The sequence below is a fragment of the Streptomyces sp. SLBN-31 genome, from assembly GCF_006715395.1.
In the GTDB taxonomy this organism is placed as follows: domain Bacteria; phylum Actinomycetota; class Actinomycetes; order Streptomycetales; family Streptomycetaceae; genus Streptomyces.
The window spans coordinates 2567547-2585510 of the sequence record NZ_VFNC01000001.1; the positions used below are offsets into that span (position 1 = coordinate 2567547).

Here is a 17964-nt window from a genome sequence, read left to right on the forward strand (position 1 = left end):
CTCGGACTCGGGGGCGGACTCGACAGGGGTCCGCCCCCGAGTCCGCTTCGACGGTGTTCGAAACGCCGGGCGGGGATGCAACCAAACACCCGACCCCATGGTCCTGGATGTAGATCGTCCCAACTGATCGTCGACGGCCGGAGCTGACCACCCGGCCGCCCGAGCGAAAGCTGACCATGAGATATCGCACCAGAGTGACGGCCCCCGCGGCCGCCCTGATCGGTACGGCCGCGGCACTGACCGTGGGGGGAACGGCCCAGGCGGCACCGCGGGGCGGAGGCACCCCGGGCGTCGAGACCCTCGGCGACAGCGTCTTCCCGGCCCTCGGCAACGACGGCTACCGCGTCTCGGCCTACCACCTCGACCTCGCCTACGACGCCACGACCAAGCTCGTCGAGGCCACCGCCACCCTGAGGATCCGCACCACCCAGCCGCTCAGCCGGTTCTCCCTGGACTGCCTCGGCCTGGACGTGCACGCCGTCCGCGTCGGCGGCCGCACCGCCTCCTTCGAGCAGGCCGACGAGAAGCTGCGGATCACCCCTGCCCGGCCGCTGCGCGACAAGGCCCGGGTGACGGTCTGCGTGGAGTACACGGCCGACCCGGCCCGCACCCTCCCGCACACCGCCTGGGTCGTCACCCCGGACGGCTTCGCGATCTGCCCGCAGCCGAACTCCGCGCACACCGTCTTCCCCTGCAACGACCACCCCTCGGACAAGGCGGACTTCACCTTCCGCGTCACCGTCCCCGACGGACTGCGGGGCGTCGCCAACGGCCTGCTCTGCGGCACCGAGAACCTCGACGGGGGCCGTACCGCGTACACGTACGAGTCCCGTGAGCCGATGGCCACGGAGTTGGCGCAGATCACGGTCGGCGACTACGCCGTCAAGGAGCGGCCGGGCCCGAACGGCCTGCCGCTGCGGGACGTCGTGCCGACGGCCCGCGCCGCCGCACTGGAGCCCGCGCTCGCGCTCACGCCCGGGCTCGTGGAGTGGATCGAGCAGCGCCTCGGGGCGTTCCCCTTCGAGACGTACGGCCTGCTGCCCTGCAACTCCGACAGCCCGACTGCCTTCGACTTCACGGGTCTGGAGACCCAGACCCTCACCCTGTACAAGCCGAACTTCCTGCTCCAGGAGGAGAAGAAGATCGGCTCGCACATGATGCACGAGCTGGTGCACTCCTGGTTCGGCAACATGGTCAGCCCCGCGAACTGGGCCGACCTGTGGCTCAACGAGGGCCACGCCGACTACTACGGACTGCTGTACCGCTACGAGCGCGGCTGGACAGACTCGCTCGGCTACAGCACCTTCGAGGACCGCATGAAGTGGACCTACGGCGTCGGCGACCAGTGGCGGCACGACTCCGGCCCGGTCGCCGCGCCCAACGAGGTCAACCTCTTCGACAGCCAGCGCTACACGGGCGGCGTCCTCGTCCTGTACGCGCTGCGCCAGGTCGTCGGCGAGGACGTCTTCCACGCGATCGAGCGCGCCTTCCTGGACCGGTATCGGAACTCCTCGGCGACGACGGACGACTACATCGCCGTCGCCTCGGAGGTCTCCGGCCAGGACCTGACCGGCTTCCTGCGGGACTGGCTCTACGGCACCAGGACCCCGCGGATGCCCGGGCACCCGGACTGGACGGTCACGCCGGTAAGTTCCTCGCTCGCCACGCCGCACAGCCGCCGGGGCGGGCACTGGCACGAGAACTCGGCGACCCTCTGAGCCGTCAGTCGAGGTGGGCGACGTGCGCGTCGCCCACCTGCTCGGCGCTGCGCTGCTGCGGGATGCTCACCGAGCCCTGCTGCAGCGCCACCGTCCGGGCGGGCGCCGGGATGCGGATGCCCTCCTGGCCGTAGCGCCGGTGCAGTCGCTTGATGAACTCGTGCTTGATCCGGAACTGGTCGCTGAACTCGCCGACCCCGAGGATCACCGTGAAGCCGATCCGGGAGTCGCCGAAGGTGTGGAAGCGCACCAGCGGCTCGTGGTCCGGGACGGCGCCGTCGATCTCCTGCATCACCTCGGCGACGACCTCGCAGGTGACGCGTTCGACGTGCTCCAGGTCACTGTCGTAGGCGACGCCGACCTGGACGGTGATCGTCAGCTTCTGCTCGGGGCGCATGAAGTTGGTCATGTTGGCCTTGGCGAGTTCCCCGTTGGGGATGACGATGAGGTTGTTGGAGAGCGCGCGCACGGTCGTCTGACGCCAGTTGATGTCCTCGACGTAGCCCTCCTCGCCGCTGCTCAGCTGGATGTAGTCACCGGGCTGCACGGTCTTGGAGGCGAGGATGTGGATGCCCGCGAACAGGTTGGCGAGGGTGTCCTGAAGGGCGAGGGCGACCGCCAGACCGCCGACGCCCAGGGCGGTGAGCATCGGGGCGATCGAGATGCCCAGCGTCTGCAGTACCACCAGGAAGCCGATCGCCAGGACCAGGACCCGGGTGATGTTCACGAAGATCGTGGCCGACCTGGCGACCCCGGAGCGGGACTGGGTGACCGCGCCCACCAGGCCGGCGATCACCCGGGCCGCCGTCAGCGTCACGACGAAGATGAGCACGACGGTGAGCGACTGGTTCACATGCTTCTGGACGGTCCTCGTCAGCGGCAGTATCCCGCCCGCGGACGCGGCCCCGCCCAGGAACGCGGCCCACGGCACCACCGTGCGCAGCGCGTCCACGATGACGTCGTCACCGCTCCAGCGGGTACGGTCGGCGTGCTTGCCCAGCCACCGCATCAACAGGCGCAGCAGGAACGCGGCCAACAGGCCCGCGCCCAGCGCGATTCCGGCGAGGACCAGGTCGTCCACGGTGAGCGCTCGGTTCACCGGTTACCTCCAATTTCGGGATGTGCAACCGCTCATCCTGCCGCATCCGCACAGGGGTTCGTGCCCGCCGCCCGTGCAGCCTGGCGCGTTCCGTTCGTCATACGTCCGTGAAGGACCCGTGCCGCCCCGCACCGGAGGCGAACCGCGCCGCACCCTCCACACCTTGCGCCAACACGTCCATCCCGTAACGCAGTTCGCCGCGCATCGCCTCCTCCTCGGTCAGCCCCTCCTGCTCCAGCGCCGACGCCCGGTCGCCGCGCAGGCACGCCTGCGGGAAACGGGCGACCTCCGCGGCCAGTTCCTCGGCCGCGGTGCGGGCCGTGCCGGTGGGGACGAGGCGGTTGGCCAGCCCCATCCCGTACGCCTCCCGCGCCTGCACCGGACGCCCCGTCAGGATCATGTCCAACGCCCGGCTCTGCCCGATCAGCCGGGGCAGCCGCACCGTGCCCCCGTCGATCAGCGGTACACCCCAGCGGCGGCAGAACACGCCGAAGACCGCGTCCTCCTCGGCGACCCGCAGATCGCACCACAGGGCCAGTTCCAGGCCGCCCGCCACGGCGTGCCCGGCGACCGCGGCGATCACCGGCTTGGACAGCCGCAGCCGCGTCGGGCCCATCGGGCCGTCGCCGTCCTCCGCGACCCGGTTCCCCCGCTGCGTGCCGACGGCCTTGAGGTCGGCGCCCGCGCAGAACGTCCCGCCCTCGCCCCACAACACCGCCACCCGCGCCTCCTCGTCCGCCTCGAAGTCGCGGAACGCGGCGACCAGTTCGGCGGCCGTCGGACCGTCGACCGCGTTACGGGCCTCGGGGCGGACGAGGACGACCGTGGTGACGTGTCCCTGGCGCTCGATCCGGACCGGCATGCTGGTCCCCCTTTTCCTGTGCGAGGCTGATGTCGCGTACTCAAGGGAGTGTTCCTGATGGCAGGCGAAGGCGCGGACCTCCCGGTCGCCGTCGTGACCGGGGCCAACCGCGGTATCGGGTACGAAGTGGTACGACAGCTCGCCGACCGGCGCCACCGCGTAGTCCTCGGCTCGCGCGACCTCGACAAGGGGCGCGCCGCCGCGGCCCGTCTCGACCCGGGCGGCGAGCGGGTGACCGCCGTCCGGCTCGACGTCGCCGACGCGGCGAGCGTGGCCGCGATGGCCGACCGGGTGACCCGCGAGCAGGGCCGCGTGGACGTGGTCGTCAACAACGCGGCGATCCTCTACGACACCTGGGCGCAGGCCCGGTCCGCCGACCTGGCCGAGGTGCAACAGGCCCTGGACACCAATCTGTTCGGTGCCTGGAGGGTCACCCAGGCGCTGCTTCCGCTGTTGCGGCGCGGCCCGCACGCCCGGGTGGTCATGGTGAGCAGCGAGGGCGGCTCCCTGCACGCAATGAGCGGCGGCACCCCGGCCTACAGCGTCTCCAAGGCCGCCCTGAACGCCCTCACCCGTCTGCTGGCCGGGGAACTCGGCCGGGACGGGGTGCTGGTCAACGCGGTCTGCCCGGGCTGGGTCGCCACCGACATGGGCGGCCGGGGCGGCCGGCCAGTGGCCGAGGGCGCGGCAGGTGTGGTGTGGGCGGCCACGCTGCCCGACGGGGGCCCGACCGGCGGCTTCTTCCGGGACGGCGAGCCGCTCGCCTGGTGAGGCGTCCGCCCCGGGTGAGGGGTGTGGCTCCCGATGGCCTTCGGCGCGGCCTCAGATCACCTTCAGCCGCACCAGCGCCCCCAGCGTCAGCGCCCCCGGCACCAGCGGCAGCCACACCGTGATGATCCGGTAGGCGAGCACCACTGCCGTCGCCACGGCCGCCGGGCCGCCCGCCGCCACCAACGCCACGACCAGCGCCGCCTCCACCGAGCCGAGCCCGCCGGGCGTCGGCACCAGCGCGACCGCGACGGTCGCGGCGAGATACGCCACGGCCATGTGCACCGGAGGCACCGGCAGCCCCAGCGACATGCCGACCAGGACGAGCCCCGCCGCCTGCAACGCGGGGAAGGCGAGCGAGCCGCCCCACAGGGCGAGGGCGCGGGACGGGCGCGCGTGCACCGAGCGCAGCTCGCCCAGCGCCGTCCGCAGGAAGGACAGCACGGCCGTCCGCAGCCGTCGCACCAGGACCAGGGCCGTGACGGCGAGGACCGCGACCACCGCGACCGTGAGCAGCAGCGGGTCTGTCGCGTCCGGCGGTACCAGGTTGCCGAAGCGCAGCGCGCCGGGGAACGCGAGCAGCAGCACGACCAGCAGGGCCACCCGGGTGACCGACTCCGCCAGCAGGTACAGGGCGAGGGCGGCCGAGGAACGGGCCAGCGGAATGCCGCACACGGTCATGAACCGCAGGTTGACCGCCCCGGCGCCCAGGCCGGTGGGCAGCAGGTGGTTGGCGGAGCCCGCGGCGAACTGGGTGGCCAGCAGCCGCCGCCTCGGCAGCCGGTCGACGACCGCGCCCTGCCGGGTGAAGGCGGCCGCCACCCAGGTCAGACAGGTGGCGGCGACCGCCGCCAGCAGCCACGGCCAGTGGGCCGAGCGCAGATGACCGAATCCCTCGGCCAGGACGTCACGGTGCCGCACGGCGACGACGGCGACCAGCAGGAGCGGAAGCAGGCACAGGACCTGGCGGACCGGGACGCGACGGGGGAACCGTCCCGGAGGGAGGGAGCCGTGGGGAACTTCGACCGCAGTCACACCGGAAGAGGGTTTCCGCGCCGCGCCAACTGCGGGTTGCGGCATCGCGGACAGCGGCTTACGGACGGGAAGCGGGTGGGGAGGCAGGGCCATGAGGTCCTTCGGGGCAGAGGACGAAGCGGCGGGAGTGTTGACCTCAATGACGCTTAAGGTTCTACGTTCTCTCCCATGAGCATGGAAACCACAGCGTGGACACAGCTGCACAGTGTCATGACCGCCCAGCAGGAGCGCCGACCCGTGGCGCGTGCCACGCTGCGCCGTATCGGCGCGTTCGCCCGTCCGCACCGCGCCCGCATCGCACAGTTCGTGCTCCTCGGGGTGGTGACCGCGCTGCTCGCCGTGGCGACCCCCGTGCTCGCCGGACATGTCGTGAACGCGATCGTGTCGCACGGTGACCAGGGCACCGTCGTACGCCTCGCCCTGCTCATCGCGCTCATCGCGGTCGCGGAGGCGGTGCTCGGGATCCTCGGCCGGAGGCTCTCGGCGTCGCTCGGGGAGGGCCTCATCCTCGATCTGCGGACGGCTGTGTTCGATCATGTGCAGCGGATGCCGGTCGCGTTCTTCACACGCACACGTACGGGAGCGCTGGTCTCCCGACTCAACAACGACGTCATCGGCGCCCAGCGCGCCTTCAGCAACACCCTGTCCGGAGTGGTCAGCAACCTGGTCACCCTCGTGCTCACCCTCGTCGTCATGCTCACCCTGTCCTGGCAGATCACGCTGCTGGCGCTGCTGCTCCTGCCGGCGTTCGTGGTCCCGGCCAGGCGCATGGGCAGCCGCATGGCCCGTATGCAGCGCGAGGCGGCCACCCTGAACGCGGCCATGGGCACCCGTATGACCGAGCGTTTCTCCGCTCCCGGCGCCACCCTGGTCAAGCTCTTCGGACGCCCGGAGCAGGAGTCGGAGGAGTTCGCGGCGCGCGCCCGCCGGGTCGCCGAGATCGGTGTGCGCACCGCCACGGCCCAGTCGGTGTTCATCACCGCCCTCACCCTGGTGTCCTCCCTCGCGCTGGCCCTCGTCTACGGCCTGGGCGGCTGGTTCGCCCTGCGCGGCAGCCTGGAGCCGGGCGCCGTCGTCTCGCTCGCTCTGCTGCTGACCCGCATGTACGCGCCGCTCACCGCGCTCGCCGGGGCCCGTGTCGAGGTGATGAGCGCGCTGGTCAGCTTCGAGCGCGTCTTCGAGGTGCTCGACCTGAAGCCGCTCATCGTGGAGAAGCCGGGGGCGCGGGCCGTCCCCGAGGGCCCGGTCTCCGTCGAGTTCGACGCGGTCCGCTTCGCCTACCCGTCCGCCGACAAGGTCTCCCTGGCCTCGCTGGAGGAGGTCGCGTCCCTGGACACCAGGGGCGGCGCCGAGGTCCTGCACGGCATCTCCTTCCGCGCCGAACCCGGCCGGACCGTGGCGCTCGTCGGGTCCTCCGGCGCCGGCAAGTCGACCATCGCGCAGCTGCTGCCGCGCCTGTACGACGTCGACGAGGGCGCCGTGCGCATCGGCGGCGTGGACGTCCGCGATCTGAGCGCCGGTTCGCTGCGCGCCACCCTCGGCATGGTCACCCAGGACGGTCACCTCTTCCACGACACGGTCCGTGCCAACCTGCTGCTGGCCCGCCCCGAGGCGGCCGAGGCCGAGCTGTGGGACGCCCTGCGCCGCTCCCGCCTCGACGACCTCGTCCGCTCGCTGCCCGACGGTCTGGACACGGTCGTCGGTGAACGCGGCTACCGGCTGTCCGGCGGCGAGCGCCAGCGCATGACCATCGCCCGCCTGCTGCTGGCCCGTCAGCGCGTCGTCATCCTCGACGAGGCCACCGCCCACCTCGACAACACCTCCGAGGCCGCCGTCCAGGAGGCGCTGGCCGAGGCGCTGGAGGGCCGCACCGCGGTCGTGATCGCGCACCGGCTGTCCACGGTGCGGGCCGCGGACCTGATCCTGGTGATCGAGGACGGGCGGGTCGTGGAGCGCGGCACCCACGAGGAACTGCTGCTGGCCGGCGGCCGGTACGCCGAGCTGTACCGCACCCAGTTCGCGGAGCCCGACGGGGAGGACGGCGCGCCGGAGGTCGAGGTGGTGGCGTGACGACGACCCACGGCCCCGGGGACGGCATCGCCGCCCCCGGGGCCGTACGTCGTGAAGTCGCTACGACTGCAGGGCCGGCTCGTCCCGCCTGCCGCGCACCCGCTGGCGGACCAGGGCGAAGACCACCACAGCCAGCGCCACCAGCGTGGACAGGACCACCTGGTCGCGGCCGCCGCCGTCGGCGGTGTCGGTCAGCATGTAGCCCAGCACGAAGGTGATCAGGGCGATCGTGGCCCAGGTCAGGTAGGGGTAGAGCCACATCCGCACGACGAGCTTCTCCGGCGACTCCCGCTGGATGATCTTGCGCATCCGCAGCTGGGAGAAGCAGATCACCAGCCAGACGAAGAGGGCGATCGCACCGGAGGCGTTGAGCAGGAACTGGAAGACGGTGTCCGGCCACAGGTAGTTGAAGGCGACCGCGACGAAGCCGAAGACCACCGAGGCCAGGATCGCCGTGCGCGGCACACCGCGCTGCGTGGTGCGGGCGAAGGAGGCCGGGGCGTCGTTGCGGCCGCCCAGCGAGAACGCCATGCGCGAGGCGGTGTAAAGGCCGGAGTTGAGACAGGACAGCACCGAGGTGAGCACGATCGCGTTCATGATCTGCGCGGCGTGCGGGATGCCGATGGAGCTGAGCGCGGCGACGTAGGAACCGTCCTTGAGGATCGCCGGGTCGTCCCAGCGCAGCAGCGACACCACGATCAGGATCGAGCCCAGGTAGAACACCGCGATCCGCCAGATCACGCTGTTGGTGGCCTTGGTGACCGCACCCCGCGGGTCCTGCGACTCACCGGCCGCGAGCGTGACGATCTCGCTGCCCATGAAGGAGAAGACCACCATCAGCACGCCGGTGAGGATCGCGCCGGGTCCGTGCGGCAGGAATCCGCCGTGCGCGGTGAGATACGAGAAGCCGGACGCCGGGTGGTCCGAGCCGGGCAGCAGACCGAAGATCGCGAGGCCGCCCAGCACGATGAACGCGGCGATGGCGACGACCTTGATGCCCGCGAACCAGAACTCGAACTCGCCGTAGGAGCTGACCGAGGCGAGGTTGGAGGCGGTCAGGACCACCATGACGATCAGGGCCCAGCCCCACTGCGGGACCGCGGGCACCCAGCCCGCCAGGATCTTGGCGCCGGCGGTCGCCTCGACGGCGAGCACCACGACCCAGAAGAACCAGTACAGCCAGCCGATGGTGAAGCCGGCCCAGCGGCCCAGCGCCCGGTCGGCGTAGGCGGAGAAGGAGCCGGACGTCGGGTTGGCCGCGGCCATCTCGCCCAGCATGCGCATCACGAGGACGACGAGGACGCCGACGAGCGCGTACGAGACGAGGATGCCGGGCCCGGCGGCGGCGATGCCGGAGCCGGAGCCGACGAACAGGCCGGCACCGATGACACCGCCGATGGCGATCATCGACAGATGGCGGTTCTTGAGCCCCGGCTTCAGGCCGGGCTCGGAGGGCGGACTCTGGGTGAGCGTTGAGGTCATCGCGACATCCATGAGAGGAGTGAGGACGGAGGGGACGGTGACCCGGAAATTAGTTCAGTACGATCCAAAAGAACAAGACTTGTTTAACTGTTCATCGTGCTCTATTTTGCGTGCAACGCGGAGCCGCTACGTCCGTAGGAGCCCCCATGCACATCTCACGCGGGCCGTGACCCCGCTCAGCAGGCGGTTAAGGTGACGTCGTGGCCAAGGCAGCGGGCAAGTTCGTCTCCGGGGTGCTCGACGTCCGCGTCCTGCCCGGCAGGGGGCAGACCGGATCGGAACTCGTCCGCTCACGGATCGCCCTGCGGGTGCGCCTGAGGTCCGAGGCGCCGGGGGACCGGCTGCCGGACGTCGGCGTCCTGGCCGAGGAACTCGGCATCGGCGAGATCACCGTACGCCGGGCCCTGGAGGGCATGTGCCAGGACGGTCTGCTCGACCGCCGGCGCGGCCGGGCCGGCGGAACGTTCGTCGCCCAGGACTGGGACACCGTCGCGGCCGTGATGCACGACCCCGACGAGGCGGCCTCGCTGGACGCCGTGCACGCGCTCCTGGAGTGCGGGCTCGTCTCCCACGCCGTCGGCGAGGTGCCGCAGGACCGGCTCGACGGACTGCGGGCGCTGACCGACGAACTGGACCGCACCGACGTACCGGACCGGCTGCTCGAACTGGAGACCCGCTTCCACCTCGACCTCGCCGAGGCGCTCGGCGGCCCCGGCATCCGCGAGTTCGCCGCCGACCTGCTCGGCCGCCAGTGCCTGCTGCTGCCCGCCCCGACCCCCGAGGTCGTACAGGCACGCAACCGCCACCACACCGACCTGCTCGACGAACTCGCCCGCGGCGCCATGGCCCCCGCGGTGGCCGCGGTCAAGGCCCACCGCGACGCCGGAACGGCCTGAGCCCCGCCCACGACCCCGCCCCCCGCACCGACCCCGCACAAGGAGCCGCCGTCATGCCCGACCGGAGAACCGCCGGCCCGCCCCAGCGGCTGCGCGGCGGCGTCCTCGGCATGGCGGACATCGCCGCCGCCACCATGGCCAACGTCGGCCCGGCCATGAGCTTCTTCTTCGGCTTCGCCTTCCTCGCCACCACCGCGGGCGTCGCCTCCCCGCTGACCATCCTCGCCGCCGGCGTGGCCGTCGCGCTGCTCGGCAACACCCTCGCCCAGTTCTCCCGGGCCCACCCCTCCGCGGGCAGCTTCATCACCTTCGTCGGCAAGACCTTCGGCCCGGTCAGCGCCGTGACCACCGCCCTGCTGGCCGGCCTCGGCTACATCATCGCGATGGCCTCCGTCATCGCCATCTCGGGCGGCTTCGTGCAGATCACCCTGCACCACTACACCGGCGTCGACATCCCCTGGATCATCTGGACCCTGCTGCTGACCGGCGCCTCGGTGGTGCTGATGCTGCGCGGCATCGTCGTCTCCACCAAGTGGGCCGGCTACTTCTTCGCCGTGGAGATGCTCGTCCTCGTCGTGGTCTCCGTCGCCGCGCTCGTCGAACACCGCGGCAACCTGTCCGCCGCGCCCTTCCTGCCCGACCACATCCACCACGGCCTCAGGGGCCTGGCCGCCGGCTTCCCGCTCGCCGTGTACCTCTTCGTCGGCTGGGAGAACTCCGCCGCCCTCGCCGAGGAGACGGAGAACCCGCGGCGCAACGTCGGACGCGCCGTCTTCTCCTCGGTGGGCATCATGACGGCGAGCTACATCCTCTTCTCCTACGCCACCGTCACCGGCTTCGACTACGACGTCCAGAGCCTCGGCGACTCGGCCATCCCCTTCATCGACGTCGCCCACGACACCCTTGGCGCACTGGCCTTCCTCGCCTACGTCGGCGGCCTCACCTCGACCCTCGGCGTGCTCATCGCCGGCATCAACTCCCAGGCCCGGCTGGTCTTCAACGCCGGACGCGAGGGACTGCTGCCGTCCTTCTTCGGCTACGTCCACCCCGTGCGCCGTACGCCGAACAACGCCATCGTCACCTTCGCCGTCACCGCCCTGCTCATCATCGGCGGCTGGGGCCTCGGCCACCTGATCGGGGCGGACGGCGGCCCGATGGACCCGGTCGTCTTCTTCACCGAGTCCTCGACCCTGGGCACCATCCTGATCCTGGTGGTCTACCTGGCCTCCAACATCGCCCTGCCCTTCTACTACCGGCGCTACCGGCCGCAGGAGTTCCGCACGGTCCGCCACCTGGTGCTGCCCGCGCTCGGCGTCCTGGCGATCCTGGTGCCGCTGTACTACCTGGCCAAGCCCGGCCAGCCCGCGCCGTACAACTGGTTCCCGGTCGCGGCGCTCGCGGCCCTGCTGCTGGCCGTCGGCTACGCGGCCCTCCTGGTCCGCCGCGACCCGGGTCTGGCGGAAAGGGTCGGCTCCGTCGTCGCCGACGTGGAGTGAGCCGATGCGGTGTGAGCTGCCCGCACCCTGATGGTGGAGTGCCCGGAAGGAGCGCGTGAACGGAGGCGTGGGTGAAAAACCCGCAGGTGAGGGCCTTCCCGAGGGGACCGGGGACCGGGGGGCGGTGAGCCGGGCGCCGGACCGGTTGCGAGGCCCGTCGGGGCTTCCCACTGTGCCGTCGTCTGCGCCGCGCTGGTCCTCGGCCCCGCAGGCACCGCCGCCGCCACGACCGGCCCTCCGACCGAAGCCACCGCCGTCGCGCAGCCCTCCGTCGCAGGGGCACCGACGACCGACGGGGCGAGGCGGCTGCCCGGCGCCGCTGCACTCCACCCCCTGCTCGGTGTGCTGACCGACCTCGACGACAGACGCGGCGAGCGCCTCGGCCCGGACGAGGTGACCGCCTACCGGAAGGCGGTCGAAACGGCGTCCGCCCCCCTCGTACGGGAGCTGCGGGACCGGTCCGCGACGGCGGGCGTGCGCGCCGCCGACCCGATCTCGGACGCCTTGGCCCAGATCCAGACGGCGATCTCCGACCTGCTCAAGGCCCTGGGCTCGCTCGACCTGGGCTCCGCCCTCGACTCCGTGACGGGCGCGCTGTCGCCGGTGCTCTCCCTGGTCACGGGCCTCCTGGGCGGCGGACTGCCCTCCCTGCCGGCCGCCGAGTAGCCGGTCCAGGACGGAGCGAAGAAGGGGCGGACCGCTCACGACGCGGTCCGCCCCTCGTGGTACCGTCGTGCGTTTGCGTGGTCCTCGCGCCGGTCGCTCCAGCGCGTCCGGTTCCACCTGTGCGGGGGCTCTCGATCCTGCCGGGCCTTCCTCGGTACGTTCCTCTACGGAAGGCTGTTCATGACGCGCCCCGACGACTCCTTCGCCGGTCTCGGACTGCCGGTGGAGGTGCTGCGGACCCTCAGCGCACTCGGGCTGCGCGACCCCTTCCCCATCCAGGCCGCCACGTTGCCCGACGCACTCAAAGGGCGACACGTCCTGGGACGCGGGCGCACCGGATCGGGCAAGACGCTGGCCTTCGGCCTGCCGCTGCTGACCCGTACGGCCGGACGGCGCGCCGAACCGAAGCAGCCCCTCGCCCTCGTCCTCGTGCCCACCCGCGAGCTGGCCCAGCAGGTCACCGAGGCGCTGACGCCGTACGCCGAGGCACTGCGGCTGCGGATGGCCACGGTCGTCGGCGGCATGTCGATCGGCCGGCAGATCGCCGCGCTGCGCCAGGGAGCCGACGTGGTCGTCGCCACCCCCGGACGCCTGCACGACCTGATCGAGCGCAACGCCTGCCGACTGGGACGGGTGAGGATCACCGTGCTCGACGAGGCCGACCAGATGTGCGACCTGGGATTCCTGCCGCAGGTCGTAGACCTGCTCGACCAGGTGCACCCCGACGGTCAGCGGATGCTGTTCTCGGCCACTTTGGATCACGACGTCGATCAGCTGGTCCACCGCTACCTCCACGACCCCGTCGTCCACTCGGTCGACCCGCCGGCGGGCACGGTCACGACGATGGAGCACCACGTCCTGGTCGTCCACGGACCCGACCGCTACGCCGTCACCACGGAGATCGCCGCCCGCGACGGCCGCGTACTGCTGTTCCTCGACACCAAGCACTCCGTCGACCTGCTCACCCGCCATCTGCGGGCCAACGGGGTGCAGGCCGGGGCCCTGCACAGCGGCAAGTCCCAGCCCCAGCGCACCCGGACACTGGCGCAGTTCAGGGACGGCCGGCTCAGCGTGCTGGTGGCGACCGACGTGGCGGCCCGTGGCCTGCACGTCGACGACCTCGATCTCGTGGTCAACGTCGACCCGCCCACCGACCCCAAGGACTACGTGCACCGGGCCGGCCGCACCGCCCGCGCCGGTGAGTCCGGCAGCGTGGTCACGCTCGTGCTGTCGGCCCAGCGCCGCGAGACGAGCCGCATGCTGGCCGAGGCCGGCGTCGAGGCGACCGTCACCAAGGTGCGCTCGGGCGAGGCGGAACTGAGCCGGATCACCGGCGCCAAGGCCCCCTCCGGGACCCCGCTCGACGGGGCCGCCGTCCCCCGGCCCAAGAACACCAACCTGCCCTTCCGCGGCATCGGCACCAGCAAGGACAACTCCCGCGGCGCCGGCGGCAAGTCCCGGAAGGCCGGCGAGGCCCGCAAGCTGGCCGAGGCTCGCAGGGCCGCCCTAGTGCGCCGCAACGGCTGAGACGCGTCACCCTGGTGGTGAACTTCCGGCCACCGGATCGCCACGCCCCGGCCCGGCCCGCCCCGGCGCCGTGCAGCCATGACAAGCTGTGGTCGCACATCCCCGAACCCAGGAGGTCACCATGACCGCAGAGCCCGTTTCCACGGAAGGTTCGGAGCCGGCCGCCGCCGAGCCGTCCCCTCTCGCGCCGGACAGCGACGGCAACTACGACCTCAAGCGCAAGTTCCGCGAAGCCCTCGCCCGCAAGCGCGGCGCGCAGGCGGACGCGGCCGATGCCGCGTCCAACCCCGACGCGTCGAAGGTGCGGGCGGCGCACGGCCCGGCCGCGAGCCAGCGGTCGTTCCGGCGCAAGAGCGGCGGCTGAGCCGATCGGTCCCGCGGCCCGAGCGCTCCACCGGCACTGTGCGCGCCCTCCACGCGCGCCCGGTGCGGTGGCCCGCGAGGCGCAGGCCCAAGCGGGTTGCGGGCAGGGCCGCAGGTCCAAGCGGGTTGCGGGGCAGGGACGTGGTCGGCGGTCTCCTGCGCGGCGATGAGAGCCCCCGTACGAGCGGTCGACTGAGGCGATGCGCGATCCCCGTACGAGCGGTCGACTGCGGTGACGCGCGATCCCCGTACGAGCGGTCGACTGCGGTGACGCGCGATCCGCCGTACGAGCGGCGTTGTGCGATCCCCCGCGCGAGCGGCCGACCCACCGCGCGACGGTGTTCCCCGGTGCGAAATACTCGCCAGATGAGTTCACGCCCCACCCCGCTCAGCCGGCCGGTCACGATCCGGAGGGCTGTCGCGCGGGACGCCAGGCGGCTCACGCGGCTCGTGCGGGGCTCGGGCGCCTACCAGGGCAAGTACGCGGCCGCGGTCGCGGGCTACCGGGTGGGTCCCGACTACATCGAGGCCCACCGCACCTTCGTGGCCGTCGACGCCGACGAGCCCTCAGGTCGGGTCCTCGGGTTCTACGCGCTCGTCCTCGAGCCACCGGAGCTCGACCTGCTGTTCGTCGCCGACGACGTGCAGGGACGGGGCATAGGACGGCAGCTCGTCGACCACATGCGGGCCGAGGCCCGCGCCGCGGGGATCGACCGACTCAAGGTCGTGTCGCACCTTCCCGCCGAGGACTTCTACCACCGCGTCGGTGCGGTGCGCACCGGAACCGCGCTCGCGAACCCGCCCGCCGTGCCGTGGGACCGTCCCGAATTCGAGTTCCGCATTCCCTCGCGATGACGCCGTGTGCGCCGGTCGACGGGGCACGGTCCAGACGATCCCTTGCAGCGCACCGCGCAGATCTCACCCCGGCCATGCAGCCGATCTCCACCCCCGAGCGGGTCGAGACCCACCTGGGCACTCTGGAATTCCCGCTGGGTGTAGCACGATGTTCCGTCAGGCCTCCGCACGATGTTCCGGCAGGCCTTCGATCGAAAGGCATGCCCATGTACAGTGATGGACGCCCTCGACCTGCAGAAAGTTGGCGGGGAGCCGTCTTCCAGGAGTCCAACATGCTGCGCACCATGTTCAAGTCCAAGATCCACCGGGCCACCGTCACCCAGGCCGACCTGCACTACGTGGGATCGGTGACCATCGACGCCGACCTGCTCGACGCCGCCGACCTGCTGCCCGGCGAGCTCGTGCACATCGTGGACATCACCAACGGCTCGCGCCTGGAGACATATGTCATCGAGGGCGAGCGCGGCTCCGGCGTGATCGGCATCAACGGTGCCGCCGCCCATCTCGTCCACCCCGGCGACCTGGTGATCATCATCAGTTACGCTCAGGTGACCGACGCCGAGGCCCGGGCACTGCGGCCTCGGGTCGTGCACGTGGACCGCGACAACCGCATCGTGGCCCAAGGCGCCGACCCCTCCGAGCCGGTACCGGGTTCGGACCAGCAGCGCAGCCCGCAGGCCGTATCGGCCTGAGCCCGGACCGCGTTCTTCGACCAGGAGCGTGCCTCATGAGTGACATCGAGATCCGCGACGACCGGGCGGCGGGCCGCCTGGAGGCCCTCGGTGGCGGCGCGGACGGCGAAGTCGTCGGCCACATCGAGTACTTCGTCCTCGAATCGCCCCGGCGCGCCCTGGTCCCGGTCCACACGATCGTGGAGCCGGCGCACGAGGGGAAGGGCATCGCGGGGTCCCTGGCACGGGAGTTGTACGCCATCGCCGAGCGCGAGGGCGTCGTCGTCGCGCCGTTGTGCCCGTACGTCGTGAAGTGGGCCGAGCGCCACCCGGACGTGGCCGGGACGGCCGATCCCGAACTGCTGCGCGCGGCGAAGCAGTGGCTGGCGGCGCACCCCGGACGGTTCTGAGCCGACGTCATACGGCGCCGCCCCGGCCGCCCGTGCCGTAAGGACGGCAGGCCGGGGCGGCGCCGTGTTCTCCCGCACCCGATGTCGTCCGGCACCGGCGCTCGCCGGGCGGGGCCGACCGGACCCAGGTCGTCATACGGGCGGGTGAGTGGGGAAACGGCGCCCGGGTACGCGGGGGAGTAGTCCAGAGCCGACGTCGACCGACTGGCCGGAGGACCTGATGACCGACCCGTACCCCGACCCCGTACCGCCGGGCCCCGACCCGGGCCCGGACCCCGTACCGCCCGCGCCCGAGCCCGGCCCGGGCCCCCAGCCGCCGGACCCGTACCCGTCTCCGGTCCCCAACCCCCAGCCGCCTCCCGGGCCGGAGCCGACCCCACCGCCGCAGCCCCCGTCGCCCCCGACGCCGACCCCCGCCCCGCCCCCGGGCCCGTCCCCGATCCCGCCGGGACCGGAACCGGTGCCGAACCCGGAGCCGGGCCCGCCCCTGAGCTGACGCGCAGGGCCGATGCCCGTGGCAGGCACGAAAAAGGCAAAAAAAGCGACGGACGGCCGCTCGGCCGTCCGTCGCCCCGTGCTTCCCGTCGGGAAAGTGGCCCGACTACGCGGTCACCTCCGACCGGTCGCCGCCCCACAGGGTGTGGAACGACCCGTCGCGGTCCGTGCGCCGGTAGGTGTGGGCGCCGAAGAAGTCCCGCTGCCCCTGCGTCAGCGCCGCCGGCAGCCGCTCCGCGCGCAGGGCGTCGTAGTAGGCGAGGGCCGCGGCGAAGCCGGGGGTCGGCACGCCCTGACGGGTCGCGGCGACCAGGACCTCGCGCCAGTCGTCCTGGGCGTCCGCGATCTCCTGGGCGAACGTCTCGTCCGACAGCAGGCTCGGCAGGTCGGGGCGGGCGTCGTACGCGGCGCGGATGCGGTCCAGGAACGCCGCGCGGATGATGCAGCCGCCCCGCCAGATCGCCGAGACCGCGCCCAGGTCGATGTCCCAGTCGTACTCCTCGCGGGCCGCCGCGATCTCGTGGAAGCCCTGCGTGTAGGAGACGATCTTGGACGCGTACAGGGCCTGCTCCACCCGGTCCGCGAAGGCCCCCGCCTCGGACTCCGACAGCGGGGACGCCTTCGGGCCCTTCAGGCCGCGGGAGGCCTCGCGCAGCGCCGCGTGGCCCGACAGGGAGCGGGCGAAGACCGCCTCCGCGATGCCCGACACCGGGACCCCGAGGTCAAGGGCGATCTGGACCGTCCAGCGGCCCGTGCCCTTCTGCTCCGCCTGGTCCACCACCACGTCCACGAACGGCTCGCCCGTCGCCGCGTCAACGTGGGACAGCACCTCGGCCGTGATCTCGATGAGGTACGAGTCCAGCCGGCCCGTGTTCCAGGTGCGGAAGATCTCGGCGATCTGCGCGGGGGAGTAGCCGGCGACGTCCCGCAGCAGCTGGTAGGCCTCGCCGATCAGCTGCATGTCGGCGTACTCGATGCCGTTGTGGACCATCTTCACGAAGTGCCCGGCGCCGTCGGGGCCGACGTGCGTCACACAGGGCGCCCCGTCCTTCGCCTTCGCCGAGATCTTCTCCAGCATCGGACCGAGCGAGTCGTACGACTCCTTCGGGCCGCCCGGCATGATGCTCGGCCCGTTCAGCGCGCCCTCCTCGCCGCCGGAGACGCCCATGCCGACGAAGTGGATGCCCTGCTCGCGCAGCGCGGCCTCGCGGCGGCGGGTGTCCGCGAAGTGCGCGTTGCCACCATCGATGATCATGTCGCCGGGCTCCAGGAGCGGCGCGAACTCGTCGATCACCGCGTCCGTCGGGCCGCCCGCCTTGACCATGATGACCAGCCGCCGCGGCCGCTCCAACGCCGCCACGAACTCCTTGGCGGTCTCCGTCGCGATGAAGTCGCCCTCGTCCCCGAACTCCTCGACGAGGGCGTGCGTACGCGCCGACGTCCGGTTGTGCAAGGCGACCGTGTAGCCGTTGCGCGCGAAGTTCCGGGCGAGATTGCGGCCCATGACCGCGAGTCCCGTGACGCCGATCTGGGCTGTCTTGCTCATTCGGT

The 17964-nt window shown here is 72.0% G+C and carries 16 protein-coding genes; 11 read left to right on the forward strand and 5 right to left on the reverse strand.

Going from position 1 to position 17964, the window contains the following annotated elements:
- Nucleotides 1-176 precede the first annotated feature (176 nt).
- The gene (locus FBY22_RS11780) at nt 177-1718 is read left to right on the forward strand and encodes a M1 family metallopeptidase (protein ID WP_142144816.1); all 1542 of its coding nucleotides are present in this window, start codon (nt 177-179) and stop codon (nt 1716-1718) included.
- Between the two features lie 4 nt (nt 1719-1722).
- Here FBY22_RS11780 and FBY22_RS11785 read toward each other — a convergent pair whose 3' ends face one another.
- Together FBY22_RS11785 and FBY22_RS11790 are read right to left on the reverse strand one after the other, a co-directional pair.
- Entirely contained in the window at nt 1723-2817 is a 1095-nt protein-coding gene (locus tag FBY22_RS11785; RefSeq protein WP_142144817.1) for a mechanosensitive ion channel family protein, read from the reverse strand.
- 97 nt (nt 2818-2914) lie between these two features.
- The gene (locus FBY22_RS11790) at nt 2915-3679 is read right to left on the reverse strand and encodes a crotonase/enoyl-CoA hydratase family protein (RefSeq protein WP_142144818.1); all 765 of its coding nucleotides are present in this window, start codon (nt 3677-3679) and stop codon (nt 2915-2917) included.
- A gap of 57 nt (nt 3680-3736) precedes the next feature.
- Between FBY22_RS11790 and FBY22_RS11795 the strand changes: the two genes are divergently transcribed.
- Complete coding sequence (locus FBY22_RS11795; protein WP_142144820.1) at nt 3737-4450, forward strand: SDR family NAD(P)-dependent oxidoreductase; 714 nt, start codon at nt 3737-3739, stop codon at nt 4448-4450.
- Between the two features lie 51 nt (nt 4451-4501).
- Here FBY22_RS11795 and FBY22_RS11800 read toward each other — a convergent pair whose 3' ends face one another.
- Nucleotides 4502-5482: a lysylphosphatidylglycerol synthase transmembrane domain-containing protein gene (locus tag FBY22_RS11800; RefSeq protein ID WP_260844797.1), complete on the reverse strand. Its 981-nt coding sequence runs from the start codon at nt 5480-5482 to the stop codon at nt 4502-4504.
- A 174-nt stretch (nt 5483-5656) separates the two neighbouring features.
- Between FBY22_RS11800 and FBY22_RS11805 the strand changes: the two genes are divergently transcribed.
- Entirely contained in the window at nt 5657-7552 is a 1896-nt protein-coding gene (locus FBY22_RS11805) for an ABC transporter ATP-binding protein (protein WP_142147550.1), read from the forward strand.
- 60 nt (nt 7553-7612) lie between these two features.
- Here the strand turns inward: FBY22_RS11805 and FBY22_RS11810 are convergent, their stop codons facing one another.
- Complete coding sequence (locus tag FBY22_RS11810) at nt 7613-9034, reverse strand: amino acid permease (RefSeq protein WP_142144824.1); 1422 nt, start codon at nt 9032-9034, stop codon at nt 7613-7615.
- 200 nt (nt 9035-9234) lie between these two features.
- Between FBY22_RS11810 and FBY22_RS11815 the strand changes: the two genes are divergently transcribed.
- From FBY22_RS11815 to FBY22_RS11850, 8 genes are all read left to right on the forward strand, one after another.
- The gene (locus tag FBY22_RS11815; protein WP_142144826.1) at nt 9235-9930 is read left to right on the forward strand and encodes a FadR/GntR family transcriptional regulator; all 696 of its coding nucleotides are present in this window, start codon (nt 9235-9237) and stop codon (nt 9928-9930) included.
- Nucleotides 9931-9983: 53 nt separating this feature from the next.
- Nucleotides 9984-11426, forward strand: a complete 1443-nt coding sequence (locus tag FBY22_RS11820; RefSeq protein WP_142144828.1) for an APC family permease — start codon at nt 9984-9986, stop codon at nt 11424-11426.
- 342 nt (nt 11427-11768) lie between these two features.
- Complete coding sequence (locus tag FBY22_RS11825) at nt 11769-12092, forward strand: hypothetical protein (RefSeq protein ID WP_260844798.1); 324 nt, start codon at nt 11769-11771, stop codon at nt 12090-12092.
- Between the two features lie 180 nt (nt 12093-12272).
- Nucleotides 12273-13619 (forward strand): DEAD/DEAH box helicase, encoded by a 1347-nt coding sequence (locus FBY22_RS11830; RefSeq protein WP_142144832.1) that lies wholly within the window; start codon nt 12273-12275, stop codon nt 13617-13619.
- A 121-nt stretch (nt 13620-13740) separates the two neighbouring features.
- Nucleotides 13741-13983, forward strand: coding sequence for a DUF5302 domain-containing protein (locus tag FBY22_RS11835; protein WP_142144834.1), 243 nt, complete (start codon nt 13741-13743; stop codon nt 13981-13983).
- Nucleotides 13984-14348: 365 nt separating this feature from the next.
- Nucleotides 14349-14837, forward strand: coding sequence for a GNAT family N-acetyltransferase (locus FBY22_RS11840; RefSeq protein ID WP_174267126.1), 489 nt, complete (start codon nt 14349-14351; stop codon nt 14835-14837).
- Nucleotides 14838-15109: 272 nt separating this feature from the next.
- Nucleotides 15110-15529: an aspartate 1-decarboxylase gene (gene panD / locus FBY22_RS11845; RefSeq protein ID WP_142144838.1), complete on the forward strand. Its 420-nt coding sequence runs from the start codon at nt 15110-15112 to the stop codon at nt 15527-15529.
- A 35-nt stretch (nt 15530-15564) separates the two neighbouring features.
- The gene (locus FBY22_RS11850) at nt 15565-15918 is read left to right on the forward strand and encodes a GNAT family N-acetyltransferase (RefSeq protein WP_142144840.1); all 354 of its coding nucleotides are present in this window, start codon (nt 15565-15567) and stop codon (nt 15916-15918) included.
- A 601-nt stretch (nt 15919-16519) separates the two neighbouring features.
- Here the strand turns inward: FBY22_RS11850 and gndA are convergent.
- Nucleotides 16520-17959 carry an NADP-dependent phosphogluconate dehydrogenase gene (gndA, locus tag FBY22_RS11860; protein WP_142144842.1) on the reverse strand — a complete coding sequence of 480 codons (1440 nt, stop codon included), beginning with the start codon at nt 17957-17959 and terminating at the stop codon, nt 16520-16522.
- Nucleotides 17960-17964: the final 5 nt, after the last annotated feature.